We start from the raw sequence: 13,208 nt of genomic DNA, 5'->3' as shown, positions 1-13,208 counted from the left end.
TGCTCTCTATGCGTTACGCCTAAATTGCAGAGAGCCACTGTCCCATTTCAGTTGAAATATTGCGGATATTGAGAGTGCAGCGGCAATATCCGGGATAACAACCCGCCGCAAAGTGCCTTCTCGCGCGCGATCCGGCAACATGGGTTGCATGACGCCCGACCTCTCCGAACTCGTTCGCACCATTCCCAATTTGATCCGTACCGGCAAGATTGCCGAGATCAATGCCGACAAGGTGCGCGTGCGCTTGTCTCCGACTTTGCTCACCACTTGGCTGCAGTGGATTGCCCTGCGCGCGGGTGACGTCATCGAGTGGTGCCCGCCGTCCGTAGGCGAGCAAGTCATCGTCTTCTCGCCCAATGGCGACCTGACCCAAGGTAAAGTCCTGGCCGGCCTGTTCTCGGCCGAGTCCCCGGCGCCGCAAACCTCCCTCAACATCCGCGCCATCCACTACCCGGACGGCGCCGTGGTGCTCTATGATTTCGGCAAGCACTCCCTGTCGGCCATCCTGCCGGCCGGCAGCTCGGCCCTGGTGAAGGCCGACGCGGTGACCGCTGACGCGCCACAAACCACCTGCACCGGCAATGTAACCATCAAGGGCAATCTGGTGGTGGAAGGCTTCAGCGCGTTGAATAATGGCGCCAAGGTACAGGGCGGCGACGGTGGCGCCGCGATGGTCATCAATGGTGAGGTGAATGCGACCGGCGACGTGAAGGCCGGCAATATCAGTCTGCGCACCCATCCGCACGGCGAGATCAAGCGCGGCGATGAGAAATCCGGAGCACCGCTGCCATGATCGCCATGAATGCGTCCACCGGCAGCAGCCTATCTCTGCTGGATCACATCCGGCAGTCCGTGCGCGACATCCTCATGACGCCGCTGGGCACTCGTATCTACCGCCGTGCCTATGGGTCGGAAATCCCCGAGCTGATCGACCAGCCCCTGAATGGGGTGACGGTCATGCGCATCTACGCCGCCGTGGCCTATCGCCTGACGCTGTGGGAACCCCGCATTTCGTTGTCGTCGGTGAACCTCAACCGGGATGCCAGCGGCGCAATCTCTGTGGTGCTGCAGGGCGTGACCAATGGCACCGCTGTCGAATTCTCTGTGCAGATCCGCGAAGGGGTGACGCAATGAGCTCGCCCATCGACCTGTCCCTGCTGCCGGCACCGCAAGTGCTGGAGACCCTGGACTTCGAAACCATCCTGGCCAGTCGCAAGGCGGCCGTGCTGGAGCTCCTGCCGGAAGACGAGCGCGAGGCCGTTGCCAATGTGCTGTCGCTGGAGTCTGAGCCGGCTACCAAGCTGCTGCAGGAGAACGCCTATCAAGAGCTGTTGCTGCGCAACCGCGTCAACGATGCCGCCAAGGCAGTCATGTTGTCGTTTGCCATCGGAGCAGACCTCGACCAGATCGGCGCCAATACCAACGTGAAGCGCCTGGTATTGGTCGAAGCTGATCCGGACGCCTCCCCACCGGTGGCCGAGGTCTTGGAAGGTGACGATGCGTACCGTCTGCGCATTCAGGAAGCGCCTGACGCGCTCTCGACGGCCGGCCCGCGCAATGCCTATGAATTCCATGCGCGCAGTGCTGACGGCCGCGTGCTTGACGCGCGCGCCGTCAGCCCGGCACCGTGCGAAGTCGTGGTGGCCGTCTTGGCGAACTCGGATGACTGGCAGGCGCCGGCCGACCTGCTGCAAACCGTCGATGCCGCACTGTCGGCCGAGGATGTCCGGCCCCTGGGCGATCTGGTCTCGGTGGTACAGGGCCAGGTCACCGGCTACGAGCTGGAAGCGGTGGTGTATGTCGAGAAGGGGCCAGAGGCGCCCATCGCTCTGAACGCAGCCCGGTCGAACGCGGCCGCTATCTCCAAGCCGCTGCGCCCGCTGGGCTATAGCGTCTATCGTAATGCCTACGTGGCAGCGCTGAAGGTCGAAGGCGTGCGCAATGTCGTCGTGAAATCCCCAGCGGCGGACATCCTGTGCGGGCGCACGCAGGCGGCACGCTGCACCGGCATCAAAATCACCGCCGAGGTGCTGGAAGAGGTGGACGATGTATAACCCGGTCCCGACCCTGCCGCCCAATACCACGCCCCTGGAGCGGGCTCTTGCGCGCGCCTGCGCCGCCCTGGCCGACACGCCGGTGCCGCTTCGTCTGCTGTGGAATCCCGACCGTTGCCCGGTAGAGTTGCTGCCCTTCCTGGCTTGGTCCTTTTCGGTGGATCGCTGGGACGATACCTGGCCCGAGACCATAAAGCGCGGCACGATCAAGGCCGCCCGCTACATCCACCAGCACAAGGGCACCATCGCTGCCGTACGCGGCGTCGTGGAGTCCCTGGGCTACATCATCAAGATCAGTGAATGGTGGCAGACCGAACCACGCGGCCCGCGCGGCACCTTCGCTCTTGAGGTCGGCGTGCTGGATTCAGGTATCACCGATGAAACGTTCCTCGAAATGGAACGCCTCATTGACGACGCCAAGCCGCTATCGCGTCATCTGACTGGGCTGCGCATCCATCTGGAGTCCCGTGGACAGATCAACGTGGGCGCATACGCGCAGTTTGGCGAGGCCGTCACCGTCTATCCCTGGTCCCCTGACAGCATAGAGACCGCCGGCGGGCCATTCATCAGCTGCGCCACCCACATTATTGAAATCATGAGCATCTACCCATGAGCACCTATTTTTCTATTCCGACCGAGATTGGCGAGGCTCGAATCGCTAATGCCTTGGCGCTGGGCATTCCGCTGAAGCTCACGCACATGGCCGTGGGCGATGGTAATGGCGTTGTGCCGGTGCCCGACCGCAAGCAGACAAGCCTGATCAAGGAACAGCGCCGCGCCCCGATCAACACTCTCGACAAGGATCCGAAGAACGCCAGCCAAATCATCATCGAACAGGTGTTGCCGGCCGATGTCGGCGGTTGGTGGGTGCGTGAAATCGGCATCTTCGACGATGCCGGCAACTTGTGCGCAGTAGCGAACTGCCCGCCCAGCTATAAGCCTTTGCTGAGTGATGGTGCCGGAAAGGATCAGGTCGTGCGCGTCGTCCTGCTGGTGTCGAGCACCGCAGCCGTCGAGCTGAAAATTGACCCGGCGGTGGTGCTGGCCACCCGCAAATATGCGGATGATGCCATCGTGGCCTACGCGGCACCGAAAGCGCACACGCATGCCGACTTGGCACCACTCAAATCACCTGTGTTCACTGGCCAGCCGGTAGCACCTACCCCGGCGGCCGGTGCCGATGTGGGACAGGTGGCCAATATCGAGTTTGTCGCCAGCGCGATTGCGCAAGCCATGGCGGGCGTGATTCCCTTCCTGACGGCCGTTCCTGCAAAGAAGCTGGTCGATGTCGTGATGGTCAAGAGCATTGGCCTGATGGAGTGGGTGGACGTAGCCGGCACTGGCGAGTTTCATGGTTACCGGACCTTGCGCTGTGGTGCATTGGAATTCGGCACCACGGCTGCACCTCGATCGTATGAGGCCGATTTGGTCGGCGGGCTTGGCTCGAAGGTTAGCCAAGCATCGATTTGGGCATGGGCACAGCAGAACGGGCATAGCGTTGCCGCCGCGAACTGGACGGCGAAGGCGTTCAAGTTTGCCGACGTGGATGCCAATACCTTCCGCTTTCCAGATCTGCGCGACGTGTTTCCCCGTTTCACCGGCACGGATGCCGATAACGGCAGTGCGCGCACGCTCGGCGCTTATAAGGGGGACACGGTCAAGGACCACAACCACGGCCTGATCTTTTCCAGCGGGGTGGGCGGCACTGATGTCGTTCCCTACGGCGCGGGGGGCTCGCAAGCCATTGGCACGCGGGCCGTGACCGGTGTTGTGGCCGCCGGCATCGCAGGCGCAGAAACAGCCCCCAAACATACCGCATTCAATCCACGTATTCACCTCTGATCATGCCCCCGATTACTTGCTACCAGACCGACGACAACGGCATTTTTCTGCATACCGTGACTGCTTACCCCTTCCCAATGGAGGATCGTCTTAACGTGCCTTATCAGGCGGTGCAGACAGCCGTGCCGGAAATCCCGACTGGCCACCGCGCGCGCTGGCTCTCGCCCTTCCGTCCGATGGATCCGGAATACGACACCGCCGGCGAGTGGGTCATCGAAGAAATTCCCGCGCCGGCGGAACCGGCGGAAGAGCCGACCGCAGAATCCCTGGCGCAAGCCTAAACCGTACTCACTAGGAGTTATCAATATGGCAGCTGACTATCACCATGGCGTGCGCGTCATCGAAATCAACGAAGGCACGCGCCCCATCCGTACCATCTCCACCGCCGTCATCGGCGTCATCGTCACGGCCGATGATGCAGATGCTGCTGCCTTTCCGCTGGATACCGCAGTTCTGATCACGAACGTCGTCGCGGCGCAGGCCAAGGCTGGCAAGCGTGGCACCATGCGCCGCGTGCTGGAAGCCATCGCGGCACAGGCCAAACCGCTGGTCGTCCTGGTCCGTGTAGCCGAAGGGGACGATGAAGCAGAGCAAACCAGCCTGGTCATCGGTGGGGTATCTCCGGAAGGTCGCTACACGGGTGCCAAGGCGCTGTTGGCAGCGCAAGCCAAGCTTGGCATCAAGCCGCGCATCCTGGGGGCGCCGGGCCTGGATACAAAGGCGGTCACCAATGCACTGGCCTCCCTGGCGCAGACCCTGCGCGCGTTCGTCTACGCATCGTGCTGGAACTGCGCCACGGTGGTGGCCGCCACCGCCTACCGTGCGGAGTTCGGGCAACGTGAAGTAATGCTGATCTGGCCGGAATTCGTGTCGTGGGACACGTCCTCGAACGCCGATGTGAGTATCTCGGCCGTCGCCTATGCACTGGGCCTGCGCGCCAAGATCGACGAGCAGACCGGCTGGCACAAGACCCTCTCCAACGTGGTGGTGAACGGCCCGACCGGCATCAACCGTGACGTATTCTGGGATCTGCAAGACCCGGCGACGGACGCCGGCGTGCTCAATGCCAAGGAAGTGACTACCCTCATCAACATGAGCGGCTATCGCTTCTGGGGCTCGCGCACCTGCGAAATCCAGGGCGGTTACTTCCCCTTCGAGAACTACACCCGCACAGCACAGGTGTTGGCCGACACCATTGCCGAGGCGCACATGGTCTATGTCGACCTGCCGATGACGCCCTCGCTCGTCAAGGATCTGGTGGCGAGCATCAATGCCAAGTTCCGATCCTTGAAGGCCAGCGGCTACATCATCGACGGTGAAGCTTGGTTCGACGAGCAGTTCAACGAAAAGGAAACCCTGAAGGCCGGCCAGCTCGTGATCGACTACGGCTATACGCCAGTTCCTCCCGTGGAAAACCTGCTGTTCCAGCAGCGCATCACTGACCAATACCTGGCCGACTTCGCCGCGCGCGTCGCCGCCTAATGGGTAGTTGGCCGGTACGCCCGGCCGCCTCCCGACATCACATCATAGGAGCAAGACATGGGCATGCCCCACAAACTCAAGGATTTCAACCTGTTCGAGAACGGCATCAGCTTTGCCGGCATGGCCACGGAGGTGACCTTGCCGAAGCTGTCGCGCAAGATGGAGGAATATCGCGCGGGCGGCATGTCCGGCCCCGTCTCGGTGGACCTGGGCCAAGAAGCTATCCAGCTGGAGTGGACCGCCGGCGGCCTGGTCAAGGAAGCACTGAAGCAATACGCGGCCAAGTCCCACGGCGCCGTGCAACTGCGCTTCGCGGGCGCCTATCAAAACGACGATGACGGTTCCGTGCAGGCGGTGGAAATCATCGTGCGCGGCCGCTATAAAGAAGTCGATATGGGTAATGCCAAGGTGGGCGATGACACCTCGCACAAGTTCAGCATGCCCCTGAGCGCATACAAGCTCACCATCGACAACGAAGTCATGTTCGATTTCGATTTCATGAACGGCATCGAGATCGTCGGCGGTGAAGATCGCCGCGCCGACATCCGCAAGGCCATCGGCCTGTAACGGCCAGCCGGAGCACGCCGCCGCCTGCCTCTCCGCTATTCCCTATCTCACAAGGAAACATCATGACTACCACCACCGCACCCGCTACCAAGATCGAAACCGTCGTCATTGAGCTGGACGAGCCGCTGACGCGCGGCAATACCCAAATCAGCGAACTGACCCTGCGCCGCCCGAAGTCCGGCGCCCTGCGTGGCGTCAGCCTGATGGATCTCATGAATATGAACGTGAGTGCCCTGCAGGTGGTCTTGCCGCGTATCAGCGAACCCGCGCTGACGCAGTTCGATGTGGCCGCCATGGACCCGGCCGACCTGATCAAGTGCGGCATGGAGGTCTCTGTTTTTTTGGCACCGAAGGCGGACCGCGCCTTGGTCTCCCAATCGAAGTAGAAGACGCCATGGCGGACATCGCGACGGTATTCCACTGGCCGCCGGCCGCGATGGACGACTTGGAGCTGGCAGACCTCATGAAGTGGCGCGAGCGCGCGCGAGTAAGAAGCGGGGCAGAGTAAATGGCAAATGAACTGAAAATGCAGGTGGTGTTCTCCATGATGGAGAAAATCACCGCCCCGCTGAAGAAGATCGCCGGCGGCGCCCGTGACACCGGCCGAGCACTGAAGGACACCAGCGACCGCCTGCGCGAGCTGAACAAGCAGCAGAGCGACCTCAACGGCCTGCGCGACCTGCATCAGGGCATGCGCAAGACGAATGCCGAATTGGCGACCGCGCAGCAGCGTGTCGCCGAGCTGGCGGCCAGGATGAAGGCTACCGAGAACCCGACCCGCGCCATGACCCGCGAATTCAACGCGGCGGTGCGCAGCGTCAAGTCGCTGCAGGACGCCAGTGAGCGGCAAGGCACGCAGTATCGTGCCTTGCGCGAACGTCTGGCCGATGCCGGCATTGGCTCGCGCCAGCTCGCCACCGCGCAGACCTGGCTCAAGAACAGCATCGCCGCCACCAATGCCGAATTGGCTGACCAGCAAAAGAAGCTGACCGCCAGCAATCGTCAGCAGCAGGTCATGGCCAATGCGCGCCAGCGCGCCGACAAGCTGCGCAGTACGGCCGGCGGCTTGGCAGCGGCCGGCGTCGGTGCCACGGCCAGTGGCGCCGCGATGGGCGCGCCGATGCTGGCCGGTCTGAAAGAGGCCAAACACTACGAAACAGAGAACGGGCGCGTTCGGGCGCTCGGGCTGGGGCCGGCGGCGACCGCCGAGGCGATCAAGTTCGCGCGCGACATGAAGACCTACGGCACCAGCCAGCTGGACAACCTGCAATTGCTGCGCGACGGCATTACGGCCTTTGGCGATACGCACCACGCTGAAATGGTCGCGCCGATGATGGCCAAGATGAAATTCGGAAATCACGCCTTCTATGGCGAGGCCGAGGGTGCCGAGAACGAGCGCAAGTTCATGGACATGCTGAAGGTCATCGAAATGCGCAACGGCACCAAGGACATAGCCACCTTCTCCAAACAGGCCAACATGGTGCAGCAAGTGCTGACCGCCACCGGTGGCCGTGTGGGGCCTAGCGAATGGCTGAACCTGATCAAGACGGGCGGTATTGCGGCCAAGGGCATCAAGGATGAGGCCTTCTACTACCAGATGGAATCCCTGGTGCAGGAAATGGGCGGTAACCGGGTCGGCACATCAATGATGAGCGCCTACCAGAACCTCTATCAGGGCCGCACCACCAAGCGGTCCATTGGCATGCTGGCGGACCTGGGCCTGATTGGCGACCAATCCAAGGTCAAGCATGACAAGGCCGGCCAAGTCTCTTTCCTGAATCCTGGCGCCATCAAGGGCGCGGACCTGTTCCGCGAGAATCAATTTGAATGGATGGAGAAAGTGCTCTTGCCGCAACTGGCCAGCAAGGGCGTCACGGACGAAAAGGGAATTCTCGACGCCATCGGCGGAATCTTCTCTAATCGAACCGCCGCGCAGCTCTTCTCCACCATGTACCAGCAGCGTACGCAGATCCACAAGAACGAGAAACTGAACCGGGGCGCCGCCAATATCGACGAACTCGACAAGCTCGGGCGCGACACGGCCAGCGGCAAGGAACTAGAAACCCTGGCCAAGGTGGCGGACTTGAAACTGGAGCTGGGCACCAAGATTCTGCCGCTCTACGCTTCTGGACTGCAGATGGCTACCAATGCCGTCCAGGCGCTGACCGGCTTCATGGAGCGTAACCCGGCCACGGCCAAGGCCATGATCGTGGGTTTTTCTGCCATCGCCGCCATCATGGTGGTGATGGGGCCGCTGATGCTGGCCCTGGCGTCCGTTATCGGCCCCTATGCCATGTTGCACGTTTTGTTCGCCAAGATCGGGCTGCAAGGGAATTTGCTCATGCCGATTCTGCGCGGCGTTGGCACGGTCTTCATGTGGCTGGGACGGATCTTCCTGATGAACCCGATTGGCCTGGCGGTGACCGCCATCGCTGCCGCAGCCTATCTGCTGTACCGGAATTGGGAACCCATTGCCGGCTTCTTCGGCAACCTGTGGCAGCAGGTACGCGGTGCCTTCGCCGGCGGCCTGGCCGGCATTGGCGCGCTGATCTTGAATTGGTCTCCGGCAGGGCTGTTCTATCAGGCCTTCGCGGGCGTACTGAGCTGGTTCGGCATCGAGCTGCCGGGCAAATTTACCGAGTTCGGCGCCATGATCCTGCGCGGCCTGGTCAATGGCATCACCAGCGGCATCGGCGCCGTCAAGGATGCGGTGCTGGGCGCCGGGGCCAGTGTCATTGGCTGGTTCAAGGAAAAGCTCGATATTCACAGCCCAAGCCGGGTCTTTGCCGAGCTGGGCGACTACACCATGCAAGGCCTGGCCGTGGGCTTGAATCGCGGCCAGGACGGCCCGCTGTCTACCGTCAGCAGCATCGCCGGCAAGCTGGCCAGCGCCGGTGCGGCCGTGGCCATTGGCGCGGGCAGCGTGCCGGCGATGGCCTTTGACAGCCGCCCGCCGATCAGCGCTGCAGGCGGGCAGCCTGTCGTCTACCAGGGCGACACCGTGCAAATCATTATCCAGCCGACGCCCGGCATGGATGAGCAAGCCATCGCCCGTGCGGTGGCCGCCGAGCTGGACCGTCGCGACCGCATGAAGGCGTCGCGCCAGCGCTCGAATCTCGCAGATTGGGATTAAGGAAAAACGTCATGATGATGGTCTTGGGAATGTTTGTCTTCAGCTTGCCGACGCTGGCTTATCAGGAGCTGCAGCGGCAGACGCAATGGAAGTTCGCCAGCAATGCCCGCGTGGGCCGGCGCGATGCGGTGCAGTTCACCGGCAAGGGGGATGATCTCATCACCCTCACGGGCTGGATTGCACCGGAGCTGACCGGTAGCGCCTTCTCGCTGGATGCCCTGCGCCTGATGGCCGACACCGGCAAGAGCTGGTTCTTGATCCAGGGAACGGGGCGCATCTATGGTTCCTATGTCATCGAGAGCATGGACGAGGGACGCACCGTGCTGGATGGCGACGGCGATGCCAAGCGCATCGAGTTCACCATCAAGTTGAAACGCACTGACGATAGCGTGCTGTCGTCGCTGGGCCTGGGAGATATCTCGGATCTGCGCAACATGGTCGACATCGACGGCATCACCAACAGCATCGCCGACAAAGCGCGTGATGTGGTCGGCAGTGCCATCGGCGGCGTCACAAGCACGGCCAGTGCGATAGTGGGTAAGCTCAGTGGGGCGGCCAGCGCGATGAGCAGTGCTGCCGGAAAGATCGGGGGCATTGGGCAATGACGACCACCGCGCCAGCTTTCCGGATCGTCATCGAAGACAAGGATATCAGCCGCCCCGTTTCGGACAGGCTCATGAGCATCACCTTGCGCGAATGCCGGGGTGATGAGGCCGATCAACTGGATATCGAGCTGGACGATTCGGACGGCAAGCTCAAGATTCCACCGAAGGGCGCCAAGCTGAATTTCGCGCTTGGCTGGCTGGGTTCGCCGCTGGTGGACAAGGGCGCGTTCGTGGTCTCTGAAGTGGAGCATAGCGGTGCCCCGGATCGGCTCACCATCCGCGCCAGGTCGGCTAGCATGATCGATGCGTTTCGGCAGCAGCGAGACCGTAGTTTCCATGAGACCACGCTCGGTGCCGTGGTGGACGCTATCGCCGCCGGCAATGGCCTGGCATCGGGGATATCCGCCGGCCTGCGCTCCATCGCCATCAAGCATCTGGACCAGACGCATGAAAGCGATTCCGCACTGCTGCGTCGCCTGGGCAAGAAATATGATGCTGTGGCCACGGTGAAAAATGACACGTTGTTGTTCATGCCGATCAACGAAAGTCGCACCGCCAGCGGCAAGCCGCTGCCAGTGGTGAAGGTGGTGCGTGCGCTGGGCGACCAGCACCGATATCACAGCTCGGAATCCGACGCGTATAGCGGCGTGCGCGCGTTTTGGATGGATGAGAAATACGGGCGACGCCGCAGTGTCGTCGCGGGCCAGGCTGGCAACAGCAAGCGCTTGCGCACCACGTTCGCGAATGAGACTGATGCGCGTGCTGCCGCTGTGGCCGAGTGGCAGCGCATTGAACGTGGCCTGGCTACCTTCGAGATGCAGCTCGCCCTTGGTGATGCCCACATCATGCCGCAATCGCCTGTCGTGGTCTCCGGGTTCAAGGCAGATATCGACGCCACCGAATGGCTATCGAAGACCGTCACGCATTCCATCAGCGGCAGCGGTTTTACTACGCGCATTGAGTTTGAAACGAAATCCGAGGAAGCCGATTCTGAGCGAGAGCTAGATCACGATCCGGAGGAAGGTATCACCGGCGTGAAAGCGGAATGGCACGACAAAGCGAAGAAGAAAAACAACAAGGGCACCGAGCTGGCAGGCAAGGCCGAGAATTCCAAGACACTGTCGCGGATCTATGCCACCAAGCAAAGCGCCACCCGCGCCGCTGCGTTGGAGTGGGCAAAAATCAAAGAGGTCCGCGAGATCATCGCGGAAAACAACGCCGATTGACTATCGTGGCTTCGACCAAAATGATTTACCGGCCGTCGCATCGTAGATGCATTCCTTGATCAGATCGCCGTCCACTTTGATGGTGCCGCCGGTCGAGTACGCCTTGCCTTCAGAAAAACACGTGTTGTCTGCAACCTGTTCTGGTGCTGCCGGCGCGGGCATTTTGTAGAGTAGCCATCCGCACGTCATCGCCAGAACCAAAACCAGCAACCCAACGACGAACATTTGTTTCTGCGCTCGGGCGATCGCTACATCCTTTTCGTTGCAGACCGCACACTCATGGGCCTTGTGCTGTTCGGAAGTCGGCGGCAGCAGACGCGCTTGGTCTAAGGCTCGATCAATTTTGGCAGTGCCCGCCTCAATCCAACCTTCGAGTGTCTCCTTGACCTTCGTGTAATGCTCGATGGGTAATTCCCGGAAATATTGGAGGCCGTAATCTGCGATGAAAATTTTATAAATTTCGATCTCTTTATCACCGCATATCGCTGCCCACTCCTTCACCAGCATATTGATTCTTTTTCTCTGGTACTCAGTAATTCTTTGCACTTCCTTTTTGGCTTCGCTCAAGTTCAGATTTACCACGTTATTAAACCGCGGGGCCTCATGAACGTTGCCTTCGATAATCTGGCCGATATCGCCCTGTGCTTCTATTTTTTCTGACATTCAAAACCTACTGATTTACACCTTCCGCGTAACTCCCTGTCACGCGTCACGGCAAATTGAAACGCGCGCAGCTCCCCAGGACACGCGCAAACCGAAATCGGCACCCCTACACCGATATTCTTTACTTCTTCTCTATTTTGTTGCCCATGACTGGGCCTTGGAGCGTCCCGTGAATATCGCCAACAATATGCTGGCCGATGCTGCCACCGACGCTTATGTGTGAGGCGTTTTTGCGACCGGCCTCCGCTGGTGCCGCGCCTTCGATAACACCGAGCACGCGAGCTTTGCCGATAATGTCGAGCCGCCTAAATCCCTGGAGAACCTGCTGTTCATCAGAGGTCAAAGCGTCCGCAGTTGCAGTCCCAAATATCACGTATGAAACATCTACCCCGATCTTCGAGACGGCGGCCATAAAGCCAATATCCGGGAGAGTTTTCCCTTGCTCGTAGGAAATTTGGGCTTGTTTTCGGACACCGCCGACCGCTGCAAATGCCTCTTGCGAAAAGCCGAGACGCAGCCGTTCGCTCTTAAGGCGTTCCCCAAAGGGTGAAATTTCCATCTTAATTTGTTGACTGGTACGATTTATCGGACTATTCTTCCGTCATTGCTACGTGACGTATACAAATTTTACCCTATGTCTACACCTGCCATTTCATTGCCACTAAGAAATGAAACTGACATTCCAGCTACCAGGGATGTCACATCGGTGGTTATGACCACCCGCCTGGATTCTCGCGAGGCGGAAAAAGTCTCGGCCTATGCAGTTCAAGACCATCGAACTCGCTCGTCCTTTCTCCGCCTCATGGTCCTGAAAGGTATTCAGGCCTACGAAAAAGAACACCAATCCGCAACCGCCTGACCAGGGGGAAATCTATGTACGACGATCCGCGCCACATCCGCGATCACCGAATCGTGATCCGCTGCAATGCCGACAACTACGCTTTCATGAAGTCGCTCGCCCAACTGCAGGGTGAAAACTTGGCGACATTGGCCCACGACATGATGCTGCATATGGCCGTTGAGTTCGTTGTTGCTCGTGATGTGCCCATAGTAATCAATCAAAACATGCAAACCAAGGCGCTCAAGAGCCACTTTTCAGTGCCTCAAAATGCCTGATATCGAACTGACGCTGATAAGCCCTGCACTCGTTGAGGCATTGGAAATACTGATGGCGTGCGAGGGATTCGAGACAATCGAAGATGCCGCCGAGTTCGTTTTTTCCGCAGCGGTTCGTGAAGGTGCAAAGCGTGTTACCGGCAAGGCAAGAGTGCTCTATGCCGTTGAGGGGAAGAAGCCATGCGCGTAATCAGCATTCCATGCCCACACTGCCAAAATCGTGTGAGAGCGGCCAAAAGCCGCACCATGTCGTCAATGATGAAAGAAATCACCTATCAGTGCCAAAACGCCGACTGCGGCCACACCTTCGTGGCCACGCTTGAGGTTTCGCGCACCGTATCGATGTCGGCCATGCCAAATCCAGAAGTGCGCATTCCGATTTCCTCGCGCGCATTTCTGGCTGCCAAGAACCAGATGACGCTAGACCTCGCGACCGTCTAAGCGGCCGCCCCACTCCCGATAAATCAAAACCTGCCGTGCGCCGTTTGGCGCGCGCAGGATTCGCTCACCCTAAAAAATC

At 60.3% G+C, this 13,208-nt stretch carries 18 protein-coding genes; 16 read left to right on the top strand and 2 right to left on the bottom strand.

Annotated elements, in window-relative coordinates; translation table 11 throughout:
- Window positions 1-148: 148 nt before the first annotated feature.
- The 13 genes from MKD49_RS03520 (at window position 149) to MKD49_RS03460 (ending at window position 10,909) form a co-directional block, all read left to right on the top strand.
- A complete protein-coding gene (locus tag MKD49_RS03520) occupies window positions 149-793 on the top strand; it encodes a phage baseplate assembly protein V (protein ID WP_252695470.1) in 645 nt (214 codons plus the stop codon).
- Window positions 790-1,134 carry a GPW/gp25 family protein gene (locus MKD49_RS03515; protein ID WP_252695469.1) on the top strand — a complete coding sequence of 115 codons (345 nt, stop codon included), beginning with the start codon at window positions 790-792 and terminating at the stop codon, window positions 1,132-1,134. The genes MKD49_RS03520 and MKD49_RS03515 overlap by 4 nt, the downstream gene beginning before the upstream one ends.
- Complete coding sequence (locus tag MKD49_RS03510; RefSeq protein ID WP_252695468.1) at window positions 1,131-2,054, top strand: baseplate J/gp47 family protein; 924 nt, start codon at window positions 1,131-1,133, stop codon at window positions 2,052-2,054. The genes MKD49_RS03515 and MKD49_RS03510 overlap by 4 nt, the downstream gene beginning before the upstream one ends.
- Complete coding sequence (locus tag MKD49_RS03505) at window positions 2,047-2,667, top strand: phage tail protein I (protein ID WP_252695467.1); 621 nt, start codon at window positions 2,047-2,049, stop codon at window positions 2,665-2,667. The genes MKD49_RS03510 and MKD49_RS03505 overlap by 8 nt, the downstream gene beginning before the upstream one ends.
- Window positions 2,664-3,896 carry a phage tail protein gene (locus MKD49_RS03500; protein WP_252695466.1) on the top strand — a complete coding sequence of 411 codons (1,233 nt, stop codon included), beginning with the start codon at window positions 2,664-2,666 and terminating at the stop codon, window positions 3,894-3,896. The genes MKD49_RS03505 and MKD49_RS03500 overlap by 4 nt, the downstream gene beginning before the upstream one ends.
- Before the next feature lie 2 nt (window positions 3,897-3,898).
- Entirely contained in the window at window positions 3,899-4,177 is a 279-nt protein-coding gene (locus MKD49_RS03495; protein ID WP_252695465.1) for a phage tail protein, read from the top strand.
- A gap of 25 nt (window positions 4,178-4,202) precedes the next feature.
- Window positions 4,203-5,378 (top strand): phage tail sheath protein, encoded by a 1,176-nt coding sequence (locus MKD49_RS03490; protein ID WP_252695464.1) that lies wholly within the window; start codon window positions 4,203-4,205, stop codon window positions 5,376-5,378.
- A gap of 57 nt (window positions 5,379-5,435) precedes the next feature.
- A complete protein-coding gene (locus tag MKD49_RS03485; RefSeq protein ID WP_112076806.1) occupies window positions 5,436-5,945 on the top strand; it encodes a phage major tail tube protein in 510 nt (169 codons plus the stop codon).
- 62 nt (window positions 5,946-6,007) lie between these two features.
- Complete coding sequence (locus MKD49_RS03480; RefSeq protein WP_112076924.1) at window positions 6,008-6,331, top strand: phage tail assembly protein; 324 nt, start codon at window positions 6,008-6,010, stop codon at window positions 6,329-6,331.
- Window positions 6,332-6,339: 8 nt separating this feature from the next.
- The gene (locus MKD49_RS03475; protein WP_006464173.1) at window positions 6,340-6,453 is read left to right on the top strand and encodes a GpE family phage tail protein; all 114 of its coding nucleotides are present in this window, start codon (window positions 6,340-6,342) and stop codon (window positions 6,451-6,453) included.
- Window positions 6,454-9,078 carry a phage tail tape measure protein gene (locus MKD49_RS03470; RefSeq protein WP_252695463.1) on the top strand — a complete coding sequence of 875 codons (2,625 nt, stop codon included), beginning with the start codon at window positions 6,454-6,456 and terminating at the stop codon, window positions 9,076-9,078. It begins immediately after the preceding gene.
- A gap of 11 nt (window positions 9,079-9,089) precedes the next feature.
- Window positions 9,090-9,683 carry a phage tail protein gene (locus MKD49_RS03465; RefSeq protein ID WP_252695462.1) on the top strand — a complete coding sequence of 198 codons (594 nt, stop codon included), beginning with the start codon at window positions 9,090-9,092 and terminating at the stop codon, window positions 9,681-9,683.
- The gene (locus tag MKD49_RS03460) at window positions 9,680-10,909 is read left to right on the top strand and encodes a contractile injection system protein, VgrG/Pvc8 family (protein ID WP_252695461.1); all 1,230 of its coding nucleotides are present in this window, start codon (window positions 9,680-9,682) and stop codon (window positions 10,907-10,909) included. The genes MKD49_RS03465 and MKD49_RS03460 overlap by 4 nt, the downstream gene beginning before the upstream one ends.
- On the opposite strand, the gene MKD49_RS03455 is transcribed toward MKD49_RS03460, so the two are convergent.
- Both MKD49_RS03455 and MKD49_RS03450 read right to left on the bottom strand, forming a co-directional pair.
- Window positions 10,910-11,572, bottom strand: a complete 663-nt coding sequence (locus MKD49_RS03455; RefSeq protein ID WP_252695460.1) for a hypothetical protein — start codon at window positions 11,570-11,572, stop codon at window positions 10,910-10,912.
- Window positions 11,573-11,693: 121 nt separating this feature from the next.
- On the bottom strand, window positions 11,694-12,131 hold the full coding sequence (locus MKD49_RS03450) for a helix-turn-helix domain-containing protein (RefSeq protein ID WP_252695459.1): 438 nt from the start codon (window positions 12,129-12,131) through the stop codon (window positions 11,694-11,696).
- A 314-nt stretch (window positions 12,132-12,445) separates the two neighbouring features.
- Here MKD49_RS03450 and MKD49_RS03445 point away from each other — a divergent pair, with 314 nt between their 5' ends.
- Genes MKD49_RS03445 through MKD49_RS03435 form a run of 3 tightly spaced genes read left to right on the top strand, consistent with a single transcriptional unit; the run spans window position 12,446 to window position 13,129 of the window.
- A complete protein-coding gene (locus tag MKD49_RS03445) occupies window positions 12,446-12,688 on the top strand; it encodes a hypothetical protein (RefSeq protein ID WP_204727040.1) in 243 nt (80 codons plus the stop codon).
- Window positions 12,681-12,878: a hypothetical protein gene (locus MKD49_RS03440; RefSeq protein ID WP_017452875.1), complete on the top strand. Its 198-nt coding sequence runs from the start codon at window positions 12,681-12,683 to the stop codon at window positions 12,876-12,878. The genes MKD49_RS03445 and MKD49_RS03440 overlap by 8 nt, the downstream gene beginning before the upstream one ends.
- Entirely contained in the window at window positions 12,869-13,129 is a 261-nt protein-coding gene (locus MKD49_RS03435; RefSeq protein WP_204727039.1) for an ogr/Delta-like zinc finger family protein, read from the top strand. The genes MKD49_RS03440 and MKD49_RS03435 overlap by 10 nt, the downstream gene beginning before the upstream one ends.
- Window positions 13,130-13,208: the final 79 nt, after the last annotated feature.

Origin of the sequence: Herbaspirillum sp. WGmk3 (genome assembly GCF_023952535.1) — a bacterium.
Classification (GTDB): domain Bacteria; phylum Pseudomonadota; class Gammaproteobacteria; order Burkholderiales; family Burkholderiaceae_D; genus Herbaspirillum; species Herbaspirillum huttiense.
Note: the sequence above shows the minus strand (reverse complement) of the source record. Positions and strands in the feature narration are given on the sequence as shown.

Excerpts from the sequence above, each read along its gene's own strand:
- MKD49_RS03520 (WP_252695470.1), top strand. The coding sequence starts at position 149 with ATGACGCCCGACCTCTCCGAACTCGTTCGCACCATTCCCAATTTGATC.
- MKD49_RS03515 (WP_252695469.1), top strand. The coding sequence starts at position 790 with ATGATCGCCATGAATGCGTCCACCGGCAGCAGCCTATCTCTGCTGGAT.
- MKD49_RS03510 (WP_252695468.1), top strand. The coding sequence starts at position 1,131 with ATGAGCTCGCCCATCGACCTGTCCCTGCTGCCGGCACCGCAAGTGCTG.
- MKD49_RS03505 (WP_252695467.1), top strand. The coding sequence starts at position 2,047 with ATGTATAACCCGGTCCCGACCCTGCCGCCCAATACCACGCCCCTGGAG.
- MKD49_RS03500 (WP_252695466.1), top strand. The coding sequence starts at position 2,664 with ATGAGCACCTATTTTTCTATTCCGACCGAGATTGGCGAGGCTCGAATC.
- MKD49_RS03495 (WP_252695465.1), top strand. The coding sequence starts at position 3,899 with ATGCCCCCGATTACTTGCTACCAGACCGACGACAACGGCATTTTTCTG.
- MKD49_RS03490 (WP_252695464.1), top strand. The coding sequence starts at position 4,203 with ATGGCAGCTGACTATCACCATGGCGTGCGCGTCATCGAAATCAACGAA.
- MKD49_RS03485 (WP_112076806.1), top strand. The coding sequence starts at position 5,436 with ATGGGCATGCCCCACAAACTCAAGGATTTCAACCTGTTCGAGAACGGC.
- MKD49_RS03480 (WP_112076924.1), top strand. The coding sequence starts at position 6,008 with ATGACTACCACCACCGCACCCGCTACCAAGATCGAAACCGTCGTCATT.
- MKD49_RS03475 (WP_006464173.1), top strand. The coding sequence starts at position 6,340 with ATGGCGGACATCGCGACGGTATTCCACTGGCCGCCGGCCGCGATGGAC.
- MKD49_RS03470 (WP_252695463.1), top strand. The coding sequence starts at position 6,454 with ATGGCAAATGAACTGAAAATGCAGGTGGTGTTCTCCATGATGGAGAAA.
- MKD49_RS03465 (WP_252695462.1), top strand. The coding sequence starts at position 9,090 with ATGATGATGGTCTTGGGAATGTTTGTCTTCAGCTTGCCGACGCTGGCT.
- MKD49_RS03460 (WP_252695461.1), top strand. The coding sequence starts at position 9,680 with ATGACGACCACCGCGCCAGCTTTCCGGATCGTCATCGAAGACAAGGAT.
- MKD49_RS03455 (WP_252695460.1), bottom strand. The coding sequence starts at position 11,572 with ATGTCAGAAAAAATAGAAGCACAGGGCGATATCGGCCAGATTATCGAA.
- MKD49_RS03450 (WP_252695459.1), bottom strand. The coding sequence starts at position 12,131 with ATGGAAATTTCACCCTTTGGGGAACGCCTTAAGAGCGAACGGCTGCGT.
- MKD49_RS03445 (WP_204727040.1), top strand. The coding sequence starts at position 12,446 with ATGTACGACGATCCGCGCCACATCCGCGATCACCGAATCGTGATCCGC.
- MKD49_RS03440 (WP_017452875.1), top strand. The coding sequence starts at position 12,681 with ATGCCTGATATCGAACTGACGCTGATAAGCCCTGCACTCGTTGAGGCA.
- MKD49_RS03435 (WP_204727039.1), top strand. The coding sequence starts at position 12,869 with ATGCGCGTAATCAGCATTCCATGCCCACACTGCCAAAATCGTGTGAGA.